The sequence below is a fragment of the Blautia sp. HCP28S3_G10 genome, from assembly GCF_052065235.1.
GTDB lineage: Bacteria > Bacillota > Clostridia > Lachnospirales > Lachnospiraceae > Blautia_A.
Genome location: NZ_JBQHUL010000044.1, coordinates 1 through 21,143, shown reverse-complemented (window position 1 = coordinate 21,143; position 21,143 = coordinate 1). Strand labels below are relative to the sequence as shown.

Genomic DNA, 21,143 nt, shown 5'->3' with positions numbered 1-21,143 from the left:
TCATATATCCACACTTAGTGGGTAAACAAGGGAGAAAAGGATGGGAGTATCCCTTCCGAAATCCAACTTAATTTTTTTAAAAAAATGTCTTGACAAATGGGTTCACTTTATCGAATTAATGATGCAACGGCATATTTACTAAATGTGAATAATATAGATACCCTGATACAGTCAGCTGCGTCAACAAGTATTCGCCAGATTGTCGGAACCAGTAAAATAGATGATATTTTAACAGATGGTAAAGAACAGATGGAAACTGCTGCCAGGAATTCACTCAGTCAGACATTAAACAAGAGTGACTCAGGAATCGAGATTGTGAATGTTCAGCTTATCCAGGCTGATCCACCTGAAAGTGTATTATCCAGTTTTCAGGATCTTGCGACTGCAAGGCAGGATAAGAGCATTTACATAAATGAAGCACTGTCTTATAAAAATACGATAGTACCACAGGCAAATGCTGATGCATATAAGATTGTGTCAGAGGCTGAAAGTTATAAAGAAGATAAAATTCAGACAGCCAAAGGAGATGCTGCTTTATTTGCCCAAAAAGAAAATGCGTACTCTAAATCGAAAAAAGTAACAAAGTTCCGTTTATATCTGGAAGCGATGGAAAAAGTACTTCCGGATGCACAGAAACTTCTGCTTGGTGCGGATGTAAATGTGAATAATGCAGAACTTTGGATTGGAAATAATACAAATTCAGGAAACCAGGAGGATAATGCAAATTGAGAAAAATACCTAAACAAGTAGTAATCGGAACGGGGCTTATAGCAATTCTTTTTGTGGCAACTTTAATGGTATATAAAGTGGATGTAACTGAATATGCAGTTGTAACGCAATTCGGAAATCCTGTAAATGTAAGTGAAAATCCTGGACTGAAAGTAAAACTTCCAGATCCGGTTCAGTCTGTGCAGAAGCTGGATAAGAGAGTTCAGGTATATCAGACTAATTCCATAGAACTTCTGACATTAGATAAGAAAAGCGTGTCATTAGATTATTATGGAGCATGGAAAATAACAGATCCTGTTTTGTATCTGAAAACGGTGAAAGATCAGATCGGAGCAGAAGCCAGACTTACAGATGTTTTCTCTTCCAGTCTGGGTGTCCAGCTTGGCAAGTACAATCTGGACCAGCTGGTAAATACCAATGCAGAAGAACTGCAGCTTGATACGGTGATAACAGATGCTGTTACCTATGCCAAAGAAAAAGCAGCAGAATATGGCATTGAAGTTGTGGATGCACAGATTCGTGTATTAAATTTTCCAGAAGCCAACAAGCAGAGTGTTTATGACAGAATGAGTGCTGAACGTGAGCAGATGGCGCAGAAATACAGAGCAGAAGGAAGTGAAGAGGCAGCTAAAATACGTGCTGATGCAGAAAAAGAACAAAAGCTGATTCTTGCGGAGGCATATCAGCAGGAACAGCAGATTAAAGGTGAAGGTGATGCGGAGGCCATTCGGATTTATGGAGAAGCATACCAAAAAGATCCTGAGTTTTATGAATTTATCCGTACACTGGAAACTTATGAGAAAACAATAGATGGTAACACAACACTGATTTTGCCGTCAACAGCAGAGATACTAAAATATTTAAGTGGAAGCACAGATGGGGCGGAAGGAGAGAATGCTGAATGAAAATACCATTAAAAAGAATAAAATCCACCTCAAAAAGTGATGAAACACAAAAACCTGAGAAAAAGAGATTCTGCTCCAGATTAAAGAAAATTAAAATGCCGCATGAAAATGAAGTGGTAAAAGATCTTAAGGGTGCATTCGGACATATTAATCCTAAAAAGATAATTGGTATTATGGGGATTTCTATTGTCGCAATCTATTTTCTGACAGGAATTTATATAGTAAATCCAGGTGAACAGGCTGTTGTAAGAAGATTTGGCAGTATCAGCAGCCAGTCTGTAGGAGAAGGTCTGCATTACAGGCTTCCATGGCCAATAGATGAAGTACAGAAGGTTAATGTCTCAGAAGTTCGAAGAGCAGATGTTGGAATGTCACTGCCGGAACATATTCACCAGCCAGATGAAGAACCACAGGCGATTCAGCTTTTAACAGGAGATGAAAATATTATAACGACACAGGCAATTGTTCATTATAAAGTCAGTGATGCAGCAAAATTTCTTTATAATGTAAATGGAAATAATGAACAGCTGGTAAGATACAGTGTCGAGGCAGCACTTGTCAGGCTGATGGCAAATACAGCGGTTGATGATATTTTAAGTACAGAAAAGACTGCTGCACAGAATGAGATACTGAAATTTGCACAGGAAGAACTGAACAGGTATGATACGGGAATTCAGATCACAGCATTTAATATTCAGGAAATTGTACCGCCGGATACAGTATCAGCAGCATTTCTGGATGTAACAACTGCAAAAGAAGAAAAAGAAACAGCTATCAATGAAGCAAATGGATATTATAACAGTCTGATTCCTCAGGCCAGAGCGGACGCAAGTGCATTGATATCTAATGCGGAAGCATATAAAGAAGAACAGATTGCAAAAGCAACTGGTGATACTGAGAAGTTTTTAAGTATGCTGACAGAATATAAAAATAATTCAAAAATATATTCGGAAGATACAACGAAATACAGACTTTTACTGGAAACAATGGATAAAATACTTCCACTTGTGAAAATGTATATTGTCGATTCAGCGGATGGAAATGTAGATCTGAAATTATATGATTCTGCATTATCCGGGAATATTTCTGTGACAGAATAAAATAGAGAAACAGTGCATTTGGCAAAAAAACGAATTATAAATGCACTGTTTTTCGAGTGTTAATGAATGGGTGTGAAAAATGGAAAAAAGGTTTTTCTTGTTATATTTACCAGTCGGAACATCTGCACAAATGATCTGTGTGGAAATCCGAAAAATATATGGTGTAGAATTTGTGGATTTTGAAAAAGAAACGAATATCCTTACGATAGGAGCATTAAAGAAAAATATGGAAAGAATCATATATGCTTCCGGTATCATTCTTAAAATTCTGGATGACAGGATTACCATGCAAGAATACAGAACGTTAAAGTGAAATAAAAAATATACGGAAGGTGAACTTATGAAACAATCAAAAAAAATATTAATTGTAGATGACGAGAAAAAAATCACAGAGGTACTTCAGGCTTATCTGGAAAAAGCCGGATATCTGACCGTTGTCGCCTATGATGGAAGAAATGCCATAAAGCTGGCAGAAACAGAGACACCAGATCTGATTCTGCTTGATTTAATGCTGCCAGATATTATGGGAGAAGAAGTGTGCCAGGTTATCCATCAGAAAAAAGATATTCCGATTATTATGCTTACTGCAAGAGTGGATGAAAGTGACATGATCGCAGGACTGCAATGCGGTGCAGATGACTATATTGTAAAGCCATTCAGTCCCAGAAATGTTATTGCAAGGGTGGAGGCAGTATTAAGACGGGTGGAAAGAAGCCAGCCGGAAATATTGAAAATTGGAACTGATTATTTAGATGTTAATTTTCAGGCACACAGTATAAAAAAGAATAATGAAGAACTTCATCTTACACCTACGGAATACAATATTTTTGAATTGCTGGTAAAATCACCGGGACGTGCATTCACGAGAGAGCAAATTATTGATTTTGCTTTGAAAGATGAATTTGATGGATATGACAGAAGTGTTGATACTTATATAAAATATCTCAGACAGAAAATTGAACCAGATCCAAAATCACCACAATATATTGTTACGATATATGGTGTTGGATATAAATTTGTACCATAAGGAGCAAAGATGAAAACAATAAAAGGCAGGCTTATATTTTCGTATTCTTTTATTTCCATTGTTATTATTTTATCTCTGGCGCTATTTTATACAGTTTCCATGGAAAATGTGTTCAGCGGATATGCAAAAGAACAGCTTGATGAAAAAATGCGTACTGTCGTTGAACAAATGAAAGAAGTTTATCAGAAAGACAAACAAAAATATGAAACGACAGGGGTTGAAATTATTGGAAATGCAGCTTTACAAAATGGCCTTTTGGTACGGCTTCAGACGCTGGATGGTGAATTAGACTGGGATATCCGGACACATAAGGAAGAGGAATGTCAGCTTACACTTCAACATGCAGAAAGTAATATGCACAGTCGTTATATTAAATTTGAAGGTTCCTATCAGGAAAAAGAATATTTGCTTGAATTAGATGGAGTTCAGACCGGAAAACTGACAATCGGATATTATGGACCGTATTCTTATACAGATGGAGAAATCCGACTTTTGGGAACATTGAATCGATTTCTGATTTTACTGTCCGGTATATTTATTTTTGTAGCAGTTATACTTGGTGTTATTATGTCAAAAAAACTGACAAAACCAATCTCTGATGTTACCAGATCTGCGGCTGAGATTTCAAAAGGAAAATTCGGGGTACAGATTCAGGAAAAGAGCTCCATAGAAGAAACGCAGAGTTTAATAACTGCAATTAACGAAATGTCTGCCGCTTTGGAAAAAGAAGAAATACAAAAACGTCAGATTTCATCAGATGTGGCTCATGAGCTTCGGACACCGTTAACCAACCTGCAGCTGCATCTGGAAGCGATGCTGGATGGAATATGGGAACCGACAACTGAACGATTGGAGAGCTGTTATGAGGAAATTCTGCGACTGATCCATATTGTCCGTCAGCTGCAGGAATTATATGTACTGGAAAATCAAAGAGAACCGCTGCGTTTGGAATCATTTGATTTTAGCAACTTGTGTGAAAAATTATGCTGGAACTTTGAACCGAAACTACAGGAAAAAAATCTGAAACTGACACTATGTACCAGGTCGGGAGATATGTTGTGTGGAGACCGTCAGAGAATTCAGCAGTGTATGACAAACCTGGTAGCAAATGCAATCAAATATGCAGAAACCGGAAGCAGTATACGCATTATTTATAAACAGATGACGGATTCAGTCCTGATTCAGGTTCAGAATAAAGGAAATATCATACCGGAAGATGCTTTAGAACATCTGTTTGAACGGTTTTACAGAGTTGATAAATCCAGAAACACAAAGACTGGAGGAATGGGCATTGGTCTTTCTATTACAAAAGCTATTGTGGAAAGGCATAATGGACGAATATGGGCATCCAGTGATGAAACAAACGGGACTGTTTTTTCTATAGAATTACCGAAATAGCAGTATGAAATTAAAATATGGGGAGATAAAAGGAGCATTGAAAATGAGTGAACGAAAGAAGAGAGGAGAACAAAGACAACTAACAAACAGAAAAGGGAAGCGGAAGCAGAAGTTAAAATTCATTTTATCTATAAGCATCCTGCTGATGATCGTTTTGACCGTGGGATTTGTCGCATACGAGATCGTAACAGATACACAGACAATGGGCTGTAAAACATTTGTCTATGGACAGAATGTATCCCGTCTCACACCGGATCAGGCAACAGAAAAAATAAATACGGCTTTTGAAGATAAAACGGTTTCTTTTTATGAGAATGGAAAGAGTGTTTATACGGTTTCATTAAGAGAATTGGGATATTCGCTTAATACACAGACATTAGAAACAGAACTGTTTAAACTGAAGAAAGAAATATGGAAGAAAAGAACAATATTTGAGCCCAGAGAAGATTGGAAAATTCCATATGAAGTTGTCAGGGATGATAACCGATTATCTGAGACACTCTCAGCGGAGCATTTTACAGCAGATACAGAGCGAATCAATTCTGAAGATGCCTATATAAAATATGACGATACAAGCAAAAAATTTATTATTGTTGATGCAGTGCAGGGCAATCAGATTGATCCAAACCGATTATTGCAGTACACATCCGATTGTATCCAAAGAAATCTGGAAGAGGATTTTTTCAGAAAGGCGATTTCTGTAGATATAAATGAAAATACATACAGTCAGGCTGCTGTTACGGCATCATCTGAAGAACTGCTCAGTCGTTTATCAGAACTAAACACGAATATAGAAAAATATAATAATACTTCAATTACGTATCTGTTTGGTGATGTAACAGAAACAATTGATTCTGCAACGATCAATTCCTGGATGGTCATTTCAGGGGATAAAGTTGAAATTGACTCTGATAAAGTCAGAGCGTATATAGAAAGTCTGGCAAGTAAATACAACACAATATATGTGCCAAGATCTTTCTATACATCCAATGGTCAGACTGTAACAATAAGTAATAATGAGTATGGCTTCCGCATTGACCAGGATGCTGAATTCGAACAGCTTTGCGCAGATCTGCAAAGCGGAACAACCATTCAGCGTTCACCAATTTATGAAAAAGAAGGTCTGTCACGAAATGGAACAGATGATCTGAATGGAAGCTATATAGAAGTCAGTCTGGAACAGCAGCATCTCTGGCTGTATAAAAACGGAGTACTTGTGACAGACACAGACATAATCAGCGGACTTCCAACAGAAGACCGTGCAACTTATACAGGTGCTTATGCGATTGCTTACAAAGCAAGTCCATTCACACTGTCCAGTGATATTTATGGATATGAAGTTCCGGTTACATACTGGATGCCGTTTGTATATGGACAGGGACTGCATGATGCGGACTGGCAGCCTGAATTTGGAGGAGACGTATATAAAACAAACGGAAGTCATGGATGTATAAATCTGCCGCCCGATCAGGCAGAAGTGATATACAATGCGATTGATGGTGGATATCCGATCATTCTATATTAGGGGGTGAATAAAATATAAAATCAAAGGAACATGGAGTACCATATTTTTTTCTGATCAATAATATAAAAGTTATCTTGATCTTTCTGGTAGTCTTTAATCATATTATTGCATTTCAGCTTGTAAAAGTGAATCCGGCAGTGCGTCAGTTGTGGTATGCTATCACGATTTTTCATATGCCAGCTTTCATTTTTGTTTCAGGATTTTTGTCAAAAAGCAAACAAAATGTACTGAAAAATATTCAGAACCTGTTGGTTCCATATATTCTGGGATATAGTTTTACATGGGCAGTCAAGGTATGGCTTGGTTATAACATGGATTATGATATCTTGCGCCCTTCCGGAACCGTTATGTGGTATGTATTGGCACTATTTGTTTACAGACTTACCATAGAGGCTTTTGGAAGAATAAGATTTATTGTTCCACTAAGTATTATATTTTCATTGTGGGCCGGAACAAGAAATGAATTTTCCACATACCTGTCAGCTTCCAGAATAGTTGTGTTTTTTCCGTTTTTTGTAGCTGGATATTTATGGAAAAACCAATATATCACAGTATTAAGAAACTTCAGGAGAAAATGGATTTTAATGAGTCTGACTCTGATTTTGCTGTATCTGATGACAGCATATATGCTGGGAAATAATCTTCCGGTAGATATATTCAGGGGAAATCATTCCTACAGGGCAAGTAATATCAGTGAGATGGAAGGAATGCTTATTCGGTTATTTACATATTTAGCCTCGTTTTTAATGATATTTTCGTTACTTGCAATTATTCCTGACAGAAATTTGTTTCTTACTTTTATTGGAAGCGGGCGAAGAACAATGGGAATATATTTCTTCCACTATCCGATGCAGATTGCAATGAACAGTTTCCAGATCTTAAAAATACCGCTGTTATTGAATGTGGGAAGTTTATTTCTGATTTCTTTACTGATGGTTTTGATTCTAGGAAGTGTTCCTGTAAATTGGGCATATAATCATGTGCTGAGATTGATCAACATTATGTTTTTTAAAGAAAAGGCATAGTGTACTGACGAATAACTTCTGAAAGAAAATATATATGCGTGATAACGACCATAGTATCCTGTTCTATACGGAAAAGGATATGCACATTGAAATCAAAAAACAAATAAAATCATGCTATGTATCCACTGTTTATGAGTGCCTGAAGAAATTGAGTTTATTTCATTTCGATATTATAGTAATTGGCAGTACTGATTCTCTGGATCTTACCGCAGAAATAATTTCAACAATAAGAATAATCACATATACGCCGGTTATTGCTTTAACAGAAAATCCGTTGCTGCATAAAAAGACTCTTATACATGCAGGTGCAGATTCTGTATTTGATATTAACATTGGAAAAGAAGAATTAGAACTGCATATTTTTTCGTTAACTCGAAGATATTTAGAATGGGCAAGAAAAGCAGAAGATAAGAAAAAAGAATTAAACATCAGAGAAGGAAAATTGCTTATATTCAGAGAATTGTATAAAGCATATTGGAGTCAAACCGAATTGAATCTCAATAAAAGAGAATATGATTTTCTGTACTTATTGGCTTCGGCTCCTATGAGAATCTATACATATGAACAAATTTATCAGATTATATGGAAAGATTATCCTATTGGTGATATTAAAAATATCATCTGGTGTCTGGTAAAGCGATTGAGAAAAAAGCTGAATATCGTTGAAGATGGTGCCGGAAATTGCATCGTTAGTGTCAGGGATATAGGTTACAAATTTGAATTGAATAAAGAAAACGAACAGCAGTAAGGCGAATGATCCGTAAAAAGATTATTCGTTTTATTTTATTTATTCTGGAAAGAAGGTGATAAAAACTGACCGTCAATTGACAGTTTTCTGACCGTTAGCTGACAGGTGCGTCCGATACACTGTGCCTTTGTAAAGATATGATTACAAAGGAGATCCGTGTTTGCAGGGAGACAGCAGAGATGCCGGGCATTCCTGTAGACAGGAAGAACGAGCTAGGTCACCGCCACACTCCGATTTGATTTCGCAAAAATTCAGATCGGAGGAAAATAAAAGTGGCTTACAATAAAGCAAGAGAAGAATATAGATGGAACCAGTGGAAATCAGAGGAAGAGAAGCTCCTGCGAGAGCAGGGTGTGGATGAAGAGACGATCCGAAAGCTCCGGGAGTATGACTGGAACGATTTTAACGCAGAGCGGAGATTCCGGGAACATCAGACTGCGCTTCTGGACTGTATGGAATTGCTTCTGGAAGAAAAAGAATCAGGAGAGTCTCAGCCAGAGAGTGTGGAAGCCCTGCTCGATACCGTGGAAAATGAGGAACTGCTCCAGATCCTGTTATCGACTGACAAGAAAACTCTTCAGATGATTGTCCTGAAGATGATGGGATATGCACCAAAAGAGATCAGCCATCACATGGAACTGCCGGAGCAGACGGTTTATACAAGACTGCGGAGGTTACGGGAGAAGATTAAAAAGTCCATGAAATTTGAATAAAACAAAAGGGGGTCATCGGCTGATTATCAGAACGAACAGACAGGAGGATTGATACGATGGATGAGAAAGAAGTGTCTGAAATGCAGGAAGATATGATGACAGTGCTGGTAGTCGAGCCGATGAAAGCACCCTATGTTAAGAATATCCCGAATGAGCTGGAGAATCTGCAGCAGGCGGTAGGTGGTGACATTGAAATGACCTATCCGTTTGAAGATGAGGTTGGAATCCTTTTAAACGGCAATGGAAAGTTTGAAGGATTACCGTTAAATCGTGCATTGTACGATGACCGTGGACAGGTCTATGATGCCATTGCCGGAACATTCCTTGTGGTAGGACTGACAGAAGATGATTTTACTTCGCTGACACCGGAGCAGATTGAAAAGTTTAAAGAAAAATATCAGTCACCGGAAGTTTTTACCCTGTTTAACGGGGAACTTCATGTGATGAAAATGCCGCCGGAAGAAGCCAAAGAACAGAAGGAAAGCCAGAAGAACGATACACAGCAGAAGAATACGGCAAAGGGAAAAAAGAAAAACAGATCCGGGGAAGCACGATAAAAAATTTTTTTGTGAAGTGAATAAAAAAATACACTGCCATCGGCTAGTAAGCAGAGGGACATCCTTCTGCTGTTCTTTGGCAAGTGAATATCGGCACTACAGGTACGTTCCCAACCGTGGAAGCGTGACAGCATGAGCGCCATGATTAAGTATAGGGTAAAGATTCTTAGACTTGGAGCGAGGAAGCATAGCTGTGAATAAGGCGGTGGCAGCCTTTCGCCAGGATCACGGACGGGGGATAATGATACACGTTACCAGCCAAAGAGCGGAAGATGGACTCCGGGTTGTAATCAGAAAGACCCCCAGGACATCTGTGAGAGGCGGCAGGCCAGCCGCCCGCCTGTAGTGTCCCCTTTCCTAAATGCAGGATAGTTCCGGGGGTGCGAGGTCAAATGCGGAACAGCAAGATAAAATAACAGAAATCAATGAAGAAGTGTGTCGTTGATATCAGATACCATGCGGCTGTGGGAAACTACAGCCGTATTCTTGTGGTATTAACGTCACATTAAGGGGAGAAAAGATGGAAGAAACAAAAAGAAGTGGAATGAGCAAGGATCAGTTCTGGAGTCTGATTGAAAAAGCAAAGGAAGTGTGCGGCACCGATCTGGATGCTTCGGCAGTGTGGATCAAGCAGCAGCTTTTCTATATGACACCTGAGGATATTCTGCAATTCCACAATCTTGTTTACAGTTACCGGGATGCGGCTTATAAGTACGGCTTATGGACAGCGGCAGGTATTATGATGGAAACCGGGTGCAGTGATGACGGATTTTCCGATTTTCAGATGTGGCTGATCGCCCAGGGAAAAGAAGTATATCTGAATGCCTTAAAAGATCCGGATTCCCTTTCTGGTGTAACTCCTTATGGATACTGTAGTTTTGAAACGCTGGGATATGTTTCATCACAGGTCTACAGTGCCATGAAAGGGAAAAATATCTACCAGGACAGTACGGCGAGAATGCAGATGAAATGCTATGAGCAGGTGGTAAGGGATATTGTGTACCATCCCATGATCGAGTATCCGTTGGAATTACCGGAAGCAATGGTGGTTTATCCGAAACTCTGTGAAAGACATTTGTCCGAGCAGGTGAGGAAAGCTCCTCAGAAAGTAAAGACATGGAATGTTTCCCGGACAGATATCCGAAGGATGATGGCAAGAGGGAATGCTGCCATAAAGAAAATGCAAGAACAGGGACAGAATGTACCGGGAGCAGTCAGATCCGTCCGTAAGGATACGGTAAGATAAGCTTCCCGGCAAGGAGAAGTAATGTGTTATAAAAATGAATATCAGAAAAGGGCGCATGGCGAGGTGGAAAGGATCTTCCGAGAACTTCTTCCGGAAGCCGGGCTTCACGTAAGAGAAGAACAGATCCGTCTCTGCCATGAAATGCTGGATGCCCTTATGAAAAATGAGATCACGCTCTGTGATGCAGGAGTCGGCATCGGAAAGACCTATGCCTATCTGACAGCCTGCATCCTGATGCGGAAATATAGTGTACTGCATTCCGGTTATTCGGGATGTGACAGGCGGCCTGTAGTGGTATCCACTTCCAGTATCGCCTTACAGAAAGCCATCATAGAGGAATATGTTCCTTTCTTATCGGACGTACTGTTAAAAGCAGGTCTGCTTCAGGAAGAATTAAAAGCGGTTGTCCGCAAGGGAAAAGAACATTTTGTATGTGATTACAGGCTGGCCCAGAGATTAGAGGCAGTCCGGGACAAGAATAAAAATCAGGCACAGATGGAGGCATTGAAGTCCCTCCGGCATAGTTTTGATTTAGATTCCGTACATAACCTGAGCGGTTTTGACCGCAGGCTGGTGTGCGTACCGAAATTCTGCCCCAGAGAGTGTCCGGGGAAAGCAGGATGCCGTTATCAGAAGCATCTGGATATTTCCAGGAAAGAGGACATTTTTTTACAGATCTGCAATCACAATTATCTTCTGGCAGATGCCATGCACCGGGCAAATGGGTACCGGCCGCTTCTGGCAGATTACAGGGCTCTGGTTGTGGATGAGGCCCACAAGCTCCCGGAAGCTGCCAGCCAGATGTATGGAAGAAGCATTGGAAAAGAAGATGTGCAGGAGATCCGTTATTTCTTAGCCAGGGAGCATAAAGGTACAGAAGGGAAACGGCTGCAGGAATGGTTTGCTGCTCTTCAGATGGAGATTCGAAAGCACCGGAAAGATGGCACAGAGGACATGGCTGGAAAAGAAAGTTTTTATTTTCCACCGGGGGCTGGCCCCCTTCTGGCTCAGACGAAGGAAAGGCTTCAGCTTATGATCAAAAGGCTTGCCGGGAACATTCCTTACTGGATCTTCCGGCGACTGGAAGAGATGGATGAGCTGTTTGGCTGGTTCTTAAAGAACGACAAGCGGTATATTTTATTTTTACAGCAGGACAGCCGGGAACATTTAACCTTTATGGCGGTCAACAGGGAGATCCCGAAGTATCTGGATTCGACTTTATGGAGCCGGGGATTCCCGGCGATCTTAACCAGCGGGACCTTAAAAGCCGGGAACGGTTTTGCAAGGACCAGACAGATGACCGGGCTGGAAAAAGAAACAGGTATCCGGGAGTGCGTGGCAGAATCCCCATTCTGTTACAGGGAGAACTGCCTGCTTTACATTCCGGAGCATTTAAGACCTATGAAAAAGGGAAGCAGGGAAGAAGCCGAGCAGCTTGCCGGACAGATCCGCGATCTGGTGTGTTCCACTTACGGGCATACGCTGGTACTGTTCACATCTTACACCCTGATGGGAAACGTGCAGAAGCTCCTGCAGGATCAGATCCCGTTCCCGATGGTGCAGGTATGGAGAAATTCCCAGGAAGAAATCGCAAGATTTAAAAAGATGGAAAATGCAGTGCTGTTCGCAGCCGGCTCCTGCTGGGAAGGTGTGGACTTTCCGGGGGACATGGTATCCTCCCTGATCATCGTAAAACTGCCGTTTTCTGTTCCGGACCCTATCCATGAAGCACAGAGAGAGCAGTACCGATCCTTGGAATCCTACATCCAGACCATCGTAGTCCCGGATATGCAGAAGAAGCTGCGGCAGGGATTTGGACGGGCAATCCGAACGGAGCAGGACACCTGCGTTGTGTCTATTTTAGACTACCGGGCAGCGAAAAAAGGCAGGTACCGGAGCGATGTTCTGGAAGCCCTGCCAAAGTGCCAGATGGCAGAGCGGATCGAAGAAGTAGAAGATTTTATCCGAAGCCGGAAAGTGGAGCGTTACTACAGTTGAGAGCAATCGCAGTGTTGTTGGTTCTGCCCAGATCCGGACGGCAGATAGGACAAAAAGTTTAGTGGTATTTCAGGGGCGTTTTGGAGCGAATTGGTGGTATTTGTGATAGCTTTATCGGCATGAGTTGGGTATACTGTGTATAGCGTTAGAGGAAAGGAGGCAGTTCACATGAGCTACAAAGTAGAAACGATAAAAGATGGGACAGAACGATATTTTTACATCCGGGATCTGGATACGATGGCAATCGTAGAACTGCCGAGCAAATATCTGATGCACAAGATCAAATGCAGACGATCACCAAATACCGTAAAGCGATCCGCCTTTGCCATCTGCTATTATATGGGCTACATGGAAGAAAAGGAAATGGAACTTACCGAAGTCTATCAGTTAGGATACGAGAAACAGACAGAGCATTTTGTGGATTTCTTATACTGGCTCAGAGCCGGGAACCACACAGAACAAGCCAATGGAAAACCGAAGAAATGTCCAAATCAGGGAACCTGCAACGCATATTTAAAAGATGTGTTCAGGTTCTATTTATTTATAGAGGCAGAATACGAACAGTATGGCAGCCTCAAGACATTATCTTATAACCAGATCATAGCAGTCAATCAGGTCGGTGTTAAAAAGGTACTCCGAAATCATTCTTTTAAAGGTTACCTGAAAGAGGAAGAACACCGTGGCAGGACAGCAAAGGAAAATCAGATTGTGACGATCCTACAGGCGTGTACCAATCGCAGGGATCAGCTTCTGCTGCTTTTATTAGCAGAAACCGGATACCGCATCGGAGAACTTCTGGGCGTAAAATATGTCAAAGATATTGATTATAAGAACCACATGATCCGGGTGTGCTTTCGGGAAGATAATGAGAACGAAGCAAGAGCCAAGAATGCAGAATACCGGAGTGCCAAGATAAGCAAGGACACATTTGAATTCCTGATGGACTATCTGGCAAGATACCGGAAAATCCTGCAGCATCAGGATTACCTGTTTGTAAACATTATGGGCGATGGCATTGGAAAACCCTTAAAGGTAGACAGTGTATACGATATGTTAGACCGGATGGAAAAGAAAACCGGAATCAAAATCACCCCCCACATGCTTCGCCACTATTTTGCAAATATGCGAAAGAGTGCCGGATGGCAACTGGAGATGATCAGTCAGGCACTGGGACACAAGCATCTGGACACTACGATAAAGTATCTGGACTGGTTGGATGACGAGCTGGTAGAGGCAAGCAACGAGTTTTACGAACAGCATGCTGCTATTTACGGAGCAGACCGTCTGCTGGAATAGGAGGTGTGAAAAATGCCTGTATATTTACTACAGCAGGCAGAACGCAGGACTGAATATCAAGAGGACATTGAAAAGAAGAAGCAGGAATTATATGCAGAGATTGACTCACTTCCGATACAGATAAAAGTAAAAACACCAGTTAATCATGTGAAAAAATTTCTGACAGACAGAGAAGTCTGGAGTTTAACAGAAATGGATTATGAACTGCAGATTTCCTACGAGCAATATTTAAGAAAAAAATTGAAGCCTGATAAAATCATGTGGTATCTGGGTATATATGATGTTATAAAACAACAGCACATATACCAGCAGATGCAGACACTGACTGGAAAAAGATTTTATGAATGGCGATACCAGAATAAAGTTTTTTACCTGAAATATTATCCGGATCAACAGATTGCCTGTGATTTTAAATATATTAAGGATCTTAGAGTTCTGGTATGGGATTTCAAGAAGAATTGTTCTGAAATACTAAAACGGCAGATTTTTTCTACATTGAGTCGCATTGTTGCAAAGACTTCGGAAAGTATAGCATATAGAAATAACAGGCTGAAGGCTTTAAAGATATTATATGATTCCTGTGTTCAGCAGAATATTCGGGACATTGGATTGCTGGAAATAAGGCAGATTCAAACAATTTCCAAAGATTTTGCAGATACAAAAAATAAAACGCTAATGAGGCATTTAGGCATTATAGATGAATGCAGAAAAGATGCTTTTATACAGCAGGAACGGATTCAATGGGATGCAACGGTCTGGTACATAGAAAAATTTCATTTAGATAAGAGTCGCATTAACGAAAGTAGCTCGTTAAAAAGTATTTCTTTTATGGAGATAAGAGAATGGCAGAACCGTAAAATCCTGCAGGAATACATGAAATATGAGCTTGGTGTGACTGGACAGGCAGTAAGTACAATTCGTAACAGATTTATATTTATAAGGAATTTTCTGGAAATGCTTGAGCAGGAAAATATCCTTGCTGTAGATGCAAAGGCAGAACATCTGGAACAATATGCAAAGAGCCTTCGGGAGCGGAAAATACAAGCGAAAAGTTTTAATGAGCGGATATTCGGTATAGGACATTTCTTTAAGTTTATGGAAGTCCGGAAGTATATTCCCCAAATGCCATTTCGTATAGAGTATTTCCAGCAAAAGGTAATAACAGTACATCATGACCGAAGTGTAGAAGAAACCGTATATATGGAGATTTTAAAAAAATTATATCTTTTTCCAGAACGACTTCGGTGTATGTTCCTGCATCTATGGTGCTTGGGACTTCGGGCAAGTGAGGTGTGTACTTTAAAAGGAAATGCTTACTGCCAGCAGGGAAAAGATTACTGGATTCAGGTATACCAGGTCAAAATGAAAAATTATAAGAAAATACCAATACCCAAAGCATTATATCAGCTTATGAAAGTATATCTTAAAAAATATGATATTCAATCAGACGAATATATTTTTAAGAATGCAAAAGGTGATGGAGCTTGTCTGTATCAGACATTCCGCGACCAAATGCTAAAGGCATGCAGAGAAAATAAAATTGCAAATGGAGAATATATTTTCAAATCTCATGACTATCGGCATACAGTGGCTACCATGTTTTATGACAATGATGTATCACTCCAGAGTATTCGTGACTATCTCGGACACACCTATGAAGAAATGACAAGGCAATACATTGATTATATGCCAAAGAAAATAGCACAGGCAAATGAAGAATTTTTCAGTATGCAGGAGAGCAGCCTGGCTTCGTGGCTGAAGAAAGGGGAATGAAATGGAAAGTGATGTCATTTACTTTAGTGAATTTCCAAATTGTATAAAAGAGGGAAAAAATAAAGATAATGGAAAGTTTGATTTGTCACTGCTTCCAACACAGAAACTAAAAGAAGAATTCCGAAGTTATATTATGTATCGTGGTCAAATTGGAAACTATTCAAAATTGCGTTTTGACAGACTCAATTATAACTGTATTGTAAAGTTTTTAAACAGTAAAATAAATCGAAATATCAATAGCCTCGATGATCGCACAGAAGAAAAATGGATAACACTGCTAAAAGGCTGGATGATGGAACAGGGAATTTCGACTACTAAGAAGAAAAAAAGTGTTTATGGAACTGTTACTTATGGAGAAGCAGAAAAAATATTGTATTTTAGAAGAATCCTGAGGTATTTGGAACCAGAGGACTTAAGGGATGAGATAGAAAAGGATGTCTGGAGACTAAAAAATCTGAAGATAGAAATTAGATATAATCCTATTTATAACATAGAGACCCTGGACTTCAGAAAAATATACCAGCCAGATATCCGGGAAGAATGCAAAAAAGCTGTTTACATGAATCTGAAATATGAAGCGATAGGGACAATAGCTGGAGAATTGACAATAATGAGAAAATTCTCGGCATATTTAAAAAGAGAGTATCCTGAAATTAAAAGCTGTAGTGAAATAGATCGGGATATACTGGAAGGATTCTTGATTAGTCTGACAACATCAAAAACATCAGGAGCCGGGAATAGTTCTTATGTACTTTCATTAAGGCGGCAGTTAGAAACAATTGGGAAGATTTACGGTTACGAAAGGTTAGAGCATTTATTTATCAATACCGATATTCCACCGGAAGTAAATGCAGAATTTAAGGTGTATTCTGATGCAGAGATGAAAAGGCTGAATGCAGAAATTACGAAGCTTGATGTACAGATTGCAAGATGCCTTCTGATACACCAGATGCTGGGAACCAGAATATCCGATACGCTTACATTAAAAATAAACTGCCTAATAAAAGAAAATGGAAAGTATCTGATTGAAATATACCAGGTTAAAACCCAAAGGTATAAAAAACCAATCAGTAATGAACTGGCAAAACTGATACAGCGATCCATTGAATACACACAGGAAAAATTCAAAGATACAAAATACATATTTGTAGACGAGAATGCTCCTGATCGACCGATGCAGTACATGGCAATGAAATCCAAGGTTATGTCTATGATACAGAAAAAAGAACTGAGGGATGACAACGGAATGCTATTCGGATTTGGAACACATATGTTCCGGCATTATTATGGAGTTAAACTGACAGAAATGCATCTGGATGATTGGACAATAGCAAGGCTGCTGGGACATAAGAGACTGGGGAATGTACAGCATTACCGAAAGATGAGCAATCAGAGAATGGCAGACGAGACCAGAGAAATCCGGCAGATGATGAGTGACATCATTTATACAATTTTGGACGGATGGGGAGAAGAATATGAACAAATACGACAAGATGATTGAAGAAAACCAGAGAAAGAGCAAAGAAAAAATTGGTCTTGCCCAGCATGCAATCCAGGATATGCTGGCAAATAAAGAACGTATCACAGTTCCAAAACTGATGAAGAAAACCGGATTATCCAGAGGGTTCTTTTATAAAAATCCAACCGTCCGGGATCTTATGAACCAGGCAGTAGAAGAACAGGTCGGAATGATAGATCCAAGAAGAGAAATCCTGAATATGGCAATGGAAAAGCAGATTGACCTGTTGAATCAGAAAGTGGCAGCCCTGACTAGGGAGAACAGTGAACTGAAGAAAAAGAACGAAAAGTTGCAAAAGGCATTGAAGAAACAGGATTTGAGTTTTATCAAAAACTTATAACATTGAAATTAACCAGATGTAAGAGATGTGTGCAGACACATCTTTTCATCGTTGAGAATAAAAGATTATACGTAAAATGCATAACTGAACATTCAGGCAAAGCATTTGACGGATAAGGCAAAGACAGATATGATAAAGGAAAGTGCAACACAAAACACAGTTTTGTATGCCGTTAAGCCCAGTAAAATCAAGGCATGAGGGGAACTGGCTACATTTTATGATTACAATTGGTGGAGATCGCGGAGCTGTTTCGCTTATGACACTGGCCGGTAATATTATTATTCTGTTTTTTTCGGTTATACTGATGTCATCTGGCTTTCCTGCACTGCTTCTGATACTGGCGGCAGGATCCGGTGTCTGTTATAATTCGTTGTTTTATCAGAATGGAAATAACGCAAAAACGCGAGCTGCTTTTATGACTACATTGTTTGTGATGCTGATTCTGTTCATTCCGATTTATATTATTACATGGAGAGCAGGAAGTTATGGATTAAATGAACTTCAGATTTCAGAAGATGATTTTATGTACTATTACAACACAGATATCAGTATCAATATGCTGCATGTGGCGGTTTTTGTAAGTGTTTTCAGTACTCTGGGAGCTGTTATTGATACTGCATTATCTGTGACCTCATCTGTGTATGAAGTCTGGACCCATAAAAACAGTCTGACGGAGAAAGAACTTACTTCATCAGGTTATCAGGTGGGAAAAGAAATCATAGGTACAACAGTAAATACCCTGCTTTTTGCCTATCTTGGAGGAAGTATTTTGTTATTTTCCTATGTGCAGACACAGCAATATAATCTGGAAATCATTCTTAATTCCAGATTTCTGTTCCAGGATGTTGCGATTATGTTATCTGGAGCCATTGCCTGTCTTGTTACAGTTCCGGTGTCAATTAAATGCATCATCCGGCAGATCAGACATATAGGTTCTGAAGAAAATAAATCCGAGATTTTATAATGTTCTGTCCTTTAAAAGACCGTCAGGTTTGATAAGAAGCTTCGTAACTGTCCAGCACCCTCACAGTTACGGAGTTTCTTTTTTTTCACAGTCCTGGCAGATTCCATGAAGCATATCTCCACTGCACTGAAGACGAAACCCATGATCCCGATACAGATGCTCCTTTAATTCATCCATAAAGTCGCAGTCCAGATGTACAACCTTGCCGCATTTGATACATTTCAGATGCAGATGCTCTGTGCATTTCTTTTCTTCTCCGGCGAACTGAAACACGGCTCTGTCCGAACTCAGATCCGGGTATTTGATTACAATATGTTCCGCACAGAGTTTGTCAAGGTATCGATATACAGTTGTTGTATTTACGCTAATTCCCTCATCTTTCAGATATTTTTCAATGTCAGCAACACTGACAGTAACAGTTTGTTGTCTTTTCAGATATTCCAGAATAATCTGCCTTGTTTTTGTGGTATATGGTTTTCGCTCAGCCATTATTTTGTTTCCTTCGTTTGTGCTCTTTCGTAACTGTTCAGTACCCTCACAGTTACATTCTTTCTATTTATTGTATCCTTTTATTTCGACTGCGTCAATTCCATTCCCTGGAAACAGAGGAAGGGCTCTTGCCAAGTTCGTGAGCAATCTTTTTGAAACTCCGTCTTTTTTCGATGCCAGTCTCGATAGAGATTCTGTCAGAGAGTGTAAAGTGTTTGCTTTTGTTAGATTCAATAGAAGTATTTATAAATAGAAACTCCTTTCATGTTGGAGCCTGAGAGTAAGCTCATGTTGCTATGATTACAGAGGTTATTGCAACTCCCTATGTCCGCATTTAAGAACAAAAAGATCTAAGGGTTGCATTTACTTTATCAATTAACAGAAATTGTGAAGAAATTATGAAATTAGCACTCATCTCTTGACAGTGCTAATAACATGTGTTATATTACATCTAGAACAAAGGAAGAGGGATAAAGAGATAAGAAGATTAAAAGAAAATCTCTTAAATATCCTTCATACCAACCGGGTTCGGAACTTTAACATTTAATTAATATAGATAATAAAGAAAAGGGAGAGATGACTTATGTTAATGCCTAGTATTTTTGGAGAAAACTTATTTGATGATTTCTTTACACCGTTCTATTATGATGATAAAGATACAAAGAATGCAGAAAAGAAATTATATGGACGCAGAGGACAGAATCTTCTGAAGACTGATATCAGAGAGATGAAAGATGGCTATGAGCTGATCGTGGATGTACCAGGTTTCAAGAAAGAAGAAGTAAAAGTAGCATTGAAAGATGGTTATCTGACAGTCAGTGCAGCTAAGGGTCTTGACGAAGATCAGGAAGATAAGAAGACAGGACGTTACATCAGACGTGAACGTTATGCAGGTGCTTGCGAACGTAGCTTTTATGTTGGTGAAGATGTAACACAGGAAGACATCAAAGGTGAATATAAACATGGTATCCTGAAACTGTTTGTTCCGAAGAAAGAAGCAAAACCAGTTTCCAATGATCCGAAGTATATAACCATTGAATGATAATGATAACATCTGATTGATAAAAAGCTCGTGGTGTTGCCCGAAGATTTCGGGCAGTACCCTTTAAATATAATTGTAAGTAACAGTCGAAAGACTTGAATATAGATTTGTTTGTCATGAAAAGGAGAGATGACTTATGTTAATGCCTAGTATTTTTGGAGAAAACTTATTTGATGATGATTGGATGAACTTCCCGTTTAACGATGAGTTTTGGGGCAAGAAGAATCCGCTTTATGGTAAACATGCGCAGAACATGATGAAAACGGATATCCGTGAAACAGACGGTAGCTATGAACTGGACGTAGATCTTCCTGGATTCAAGAAAGATGAGATCAAGGTTCAGCTGAAAGATGGTTATCTGACACTGTCAGCAGCCAAAGGTCTTGATAAAGATGAACAGGATAAGAAGGGCAACTACATCAGACGTGAACGTTATGCCGGTACCTTAAGCAGAAGCTTCTATGTTGGTGATGCAGTTAGTGAAGAAGACATTCATGCAAAATATGAAGATGGTATCCTGAAACTTTCCGTTCCGAAAAAAGCACCGAAAGCTGTTGAAGAAAAAGATGGTTACATTGCAATCGAAGGCTGATGCTTTCTCGATTTTCTCCCCAAGCATACCGGGGTTCCACAAGGAACCCCGCAGACTGTAGACAAAGCCCTGCTTTTGCAGGGTTTTGCTATTGTTGGAACCGCTTTTCTGATATAATAAATATCAGAAGGGCGGTGTTTTTTATGATGACGAAAAA

At 39.6% G+C, this 21,143-nt stretch carries 22 protein-coding genes; 20 read left to right on the top strand and 2 right to left on the bottom strand.

Features of this window, described 5'->3' with window-relative positions:
• Positions 1-96: 96 nt before the first annotated feature.
• From hflK (ACTNB8_RS14355) to ACTNB8_RS14270, 18 genes are all read left to right on the top strand, one after another.
• Entirely contained in the window at positions 97-729 is a 633-nt protein-coding gene (gene hflK / locus ACTNB8_RS14355) for an FtsH protease activity modulator HflK (RefSeq protein ID WP_441055757.1), read from the top strand.
• Positions 726-1,634, top strand: coding sequence for a protease modulator HflC (gene hflC, locus ACTNB8_RS14350; RefSeq protein ID WP_441038414.1), 909 nt, complete (start codon positions 726-728; stop codon positions 1,632-1,634). The genes hflK (ACTNB8_RS14355) and hflC overlap by 4 nt, the downstream gene beginning before the upstream one ends.
• Positions 1,631-2,734, top strand: coding sequence for an FtsH protease activity modulator HflK (gene hflK / locus ACTNB8_RS14345; protein WP_441038415.1), 1,104 nt, complete (start codon positions 1,631-1,633; stop codon positions 2,732-2,734). Before hflC ends, hflK (ACTNB8_RS14345) begins: the two co-directional genes overlap by 4 nt.
• A 97-nt stretch (positions 2,735-2,831) precedes the next feature.
• Positions 2,832-3,047, top strand: coding sequence for a hypothetical protein (locus ACTNB8_RS14340; protein ID WP_441038416.1), 216 nt, complete (start codon positions 2,832-2,834; stop codon positions 3,045-3,047).
• Between the two features lie 27 nt (positions 3,048-3,074).
• The gene (locus ACTNB8_RS14335) at positions 3,075-3,761 is read left to right on the top strand and encodes a response regulator transcription factor (RefSeq protein WP_441038417.1); all 687 of its coding nucleotides are present in this window, start codon (positions 3,075-3,077) and stop codon (positions 3,759-3,761) included.
• A 9-nt stretch (positions 3,762-3,770) separates the two neighbouring features.
• Complete coding sequence (locus ACTNB8_RS14330; protein ID WP_441038418.1) at positions 3,771-5,159, top strand: sensor histidine kinase; 1,389 nt, start codon at positions 3,771-3,773, stop codon at positions 5,157-5,159.
• A gap of 43 nt (positions 5,160-5,202) precedes the next feature.
• Positions 5,203-6,684 carry a L,D-transpeptidase family protein gene (locus ACTNB8_RS14325; protein WP_441038419.1) on the top strand — a complete coding sequence of 494 codons (1,482 nt, stop codon included), beginning with the start codon at positions 5,203-5,205 and terminating at the stop codon, positions 6,682-6,684.
• A gap of 14 nt (positions 6,685-6,698) precedes the next feature.
• Positions 6,699-7,709 carry an acyltransferase family protein gene (locus ACTNB8_RS14320; RefSeq protein WP_441055761.1) on the top strand — a complete coding sequence of 337 codons (1,011 nt, stop codon included), beginning with the start codon at positions 6,699-6,701 and terminating at the stop codon, positions 7,707-7,709.
• Between the two features lie 34 nt (positions 7,710-7,743).
• Positions 7,744-8,457, top strand: a complete 714-nt coding sequence (locus ACTNB8_RS14315) for a winged helix-turn-helix transcriptional regulator (RefSeq protein ID WP_288823629.1) — start codon at positions 7,744-7,746, stop codon at positions 8,455-8,457.
• Positions 8,458-8,729: 272 nt separating this feature from the next.
• The gene (locus ACTNB8_RS14310; RefSeq protein WP_288788471.1) at positions 8,730-9,170 is read left to right on the top strand and encodes an ECF-type sigma factor; all 441 of its coding nucleotides are present in this window, start codon (positions 8,730-8,732) and stop codon (positions 9,168-9,170) included.
• 56 nt (positions 9,171-9,226) lie between these two features.
• A complete protein-coding gene (locus ACTNB8_RS14305; protein WP_288788472.1) occupies positions 9,227-9,727 on the top strand; it encodes a DUF3846 domain-containing protein in 501 nt (166 codons plus the stop codon).
• Positions 9,728-10,247: 520 nt separating this feature from the next.
• A complete protein-coding gene (locus ACTNB8_RS14300; protein ID WP_288788474.1) occupies positions 10,248-10,973 on the top strand; it encodes a DUF4240 domain-containing protein in 726 nt (241 codons plus the stop codon).
• 21 nt (positions 10,974-10,994) lie between these two features.
• On the top strand, positions 10,995-12,971 hold the full coding sequence (locus tag ACTNB8_RS14295) for an ATP-dependent DNA helicase (protein WP_441038420.1): 1,977 nt from the start codon (positions 10,995-10,997) through the stop codon (positions 12,969-12,971).
• Between the two features lie 168 nt (positions 12,972-13,139).
• The gene (locus ACTNB8_RS14290) at positions 13,140-14,267 is read left to right on the top strand and encodes a tyrosine-type recombinase/integrase (RefSeq protein WP_441038421.1); all 1,128 of its coding nucleotides are present in this window, start codon (positions 13,140-13,142) and stop codon (positions 14,265-14,267) included.
• A 12-nt stretch (positions 14,268-14,279) separates the two neighbouring features.
• Positions 14,280-16,040 (top strand): tyrosine-type recombinase/integrase, encoded by a 1,761-nt coding sequence (locus tag ACTNB8_RS14285; RefSeq protein WP_441038422.1) that lies wholly within the window; start codon positions 14,280-14,282, stop codon positions 16,038-16,040.
• 1 nt (position 16,041) lies between these two features.
• Complete coding sequence (locus tag ACTNB8_RS14280; protein WP_441038423.1) at positions 16,042-17,541, top strand: tyrosine-type recombinase/integrase; 1,500 nt, start codon at positions 16,042-16,044, stop codon at positions 17,539-17,541.
• Positions 17,516-17,899 carry a DUF6262 family protein gene (locus tag ACTNB8_RS14275; protein ID WP_441038424.1) on the top strand — a complete coding sequence of 128 codons (384 nt, stop codon included), beginning with the start codon at positions 17,516-17,518 and terminating at the stop codon, positions 17,897-17,899. The genes ACTNB8_RS14280 and ACTNB8_RS14275 overlap by 26 nt, the downstream gene beginning before the upstream one ends.
• Positions 17,900-18,116: 217 nt before the next feature.
• Positions 18,117-18,863 carry a YibE/F family protein gene (locus ACTNB8_RS14270; RefSeq protein WP_441055755.1) on the top strand — a complete coding sequence of 249 codons (747 nt, stop codon included), beginning with the start codon at positions 18,117-18,119 and terminating at the stop codon, positions 18,861-18,863.
• Positions 18,864-18,929: 66 nt separating this feature from the next.
• On the opposite strand, the gene ACTNB8_RS14265 is transcribed toward ACTNB8_RS14270, so the two are convergent.
• Together ACTNB8_RS14265 and ACTNB8_RS14260 are read right to left on the bottom strand one after the other, a co-directional pair.
• The gene (locus ACTNB8_RS14265; RefSeq protein WP_441055753.1) at positions 18,930-19,352 is read right to left on the bottom strand and encodes a Fur family transcriptional regulator; all 423 of its coding nucleotides are present in this window, start codon (positions 19,350-19,352) and stop codon (positions 18,930-18,932) included.
• Between the two features lie 94 nt (positions 19,353-19,446).
• On the bottom strand, positions 19,447-19,587 hold the full coding sequence (locus ACTNB8_RS14260; protein ID WP_441055759.1) for a helix-turn-helix domain-containing protein: 141 nt from the start codon (positions 19,585-19,587) through the stop codon (positions 19,447-19,449).
• 348 nt (positions 19,588-19,935) lie between these two features.
• Between ACTNB8_RS14260 and ACTNB8_RS14255 the strand changes: the two genes are divergently transcribed.
• A complete protein-coding gene (locus ACTNB8_RS14255; RefSeq protein WP_441055751.1) occupies positions 19,936-20,394 on the top strand; it encodes an Hsp20/alpha crystallin family protein in 459 nt (152 codons plus the stop codon).
• A gap of 136 nt (positions 20,395-20,530) precedes the next feature.
• Positions 20,531-20,986, top strand: a complete 456-nt coding sequence (locus ACTNB8_RS14250) for an Hsp20/alpha crystallin family protein (protein ID WP_227222319.1) — start codon at positions 20,531-20,533, stop codon at positions 20,984-20,986.
• The last annotated feature ends 157 nt before the right edge of the window (positions 20,987-21,143 follow it).

Excerpts from the sequence above, each read along its gene's own strand:
- ACTNB8_RS14265 (WP_441055753.1), bottom strand. The coding sequence starts at position 19,352 with ATGGCTGAGCGAAAACCATATACCACAAAAACAAGGCAGATTATTCTG.
- ACTNB8_RS14335 (WP_441038417.1), top strand. The coding sequence starts at position 3,075 with ATGAAACAATCAAAAAAAATATTAATTGTAGATGACGAGAAAAAAATC.
- ACTNB8_RS14300 (WP_288788474.1), top strand. The coding sequence starts at position 10,248 with ATGGAAGAAACAAAAAGAAGTGGAATGAGCAAGGATCAGTTCTGGAGT.
- ACTNB8_RS14325 (WP_441038419.1), top strand. The coding sequence starts at position 5,203 with ATGAGTGAACGAAAGAAGAGAGGAGAACAAAGACAACTAACAAACAGA.
- ACTNB8_RS14270 (WP_441055755.1), top strand. The coding sequence starts at position 18,117 with ATGATTACAATTGGTGGAGATCGCGGAGCTGTTTCGCTTATGACACTG.
- ACTNB8_RS14250 (WP_227222319.1), top strand. The coding sequence starts at position 20,531 with ATGTTAATGCCTAGTATTTTTGGAGAAAACTTATTTGATGATGATTGG.
- ACTNB8_RS14255 (WP_441055751.1), top strand. The coding sequence starts at position 19,936 with ATGTTAATGCCTAGTATTTTTGGAGAAAACTTATTTGATGATTTCTTT.
- ACTNB8_RS14275 (WP_441038424.1), top strand. The coding sequence starts at position 17,516 with ATGAACAAATACGACAAGATGATTGAAGAAAACCAGAGAAAGAGCAAA.
- hflK (WP_441038415.1), top strand. The coding sequence starts at position 1,631 with ATGAAAATACCATTAAAAAGAATAAAATCCACCTCAAAAAGTGATGAA.
- ACTNB8_RS14305 (WP_288788472.1), top strand. The coding sequence starts at position 9,227 with ATGGATGAGAAAGAAGTGTCTGAAATGCAGGAAGATATGATGACAGTG.
- ACTNB8_RS14280 (WP_441038423.1), top strand. The coding sequence starts at position 16,042 with ATGGAAAGTGATGTCATTTACTTTAGTGAATTTCCAAATTGTATAAAA.
- ACTNB8_RS14290 (WP_441038421.1), top strand. The coding sequence starts at position 13,140 with ATGAGCTACAAAGTAGAAACGATAAAAGATGGGACAGAACGATATTTT.
- ACTNB8_RS14285 (WP_441038422.1), top strand. The coding sequence starts at position 14,280 with ATGCCTGTATATTTACTACAGCAGGCAGAACGCAGGACTGAATATCAA.
- ACTNB8_RS14330 (WP_441038418.1), top strand. The coding sequence starts at position 3,771 with ATGAAAACAATAAAAGGCAGGCTTATATTTTCGTATTCTTTTATTTCC.
- hflK (WP_441055757.1), top strand. The coding sequence starts at position 97 with ATGGGTTCACTTTATCGAATTAATGATGCAACGGCATATTTACTAAAT.
- ACTNB8_RS14295 (WP_441038420.1), top strand. The coding sequence starts at position 10,995 with ATGTGTTATAAAAATGAATATCAGAAAAGGGCGCATGGCGAGGTGGAA.
- ACTNB8_RS14315 (WP_288823629.1), top strand. The coding sequence starts at position 7,744 with ATGCGTGATAACGACCATAGTATCCTGTTCTATACGGAAAAGGATATG.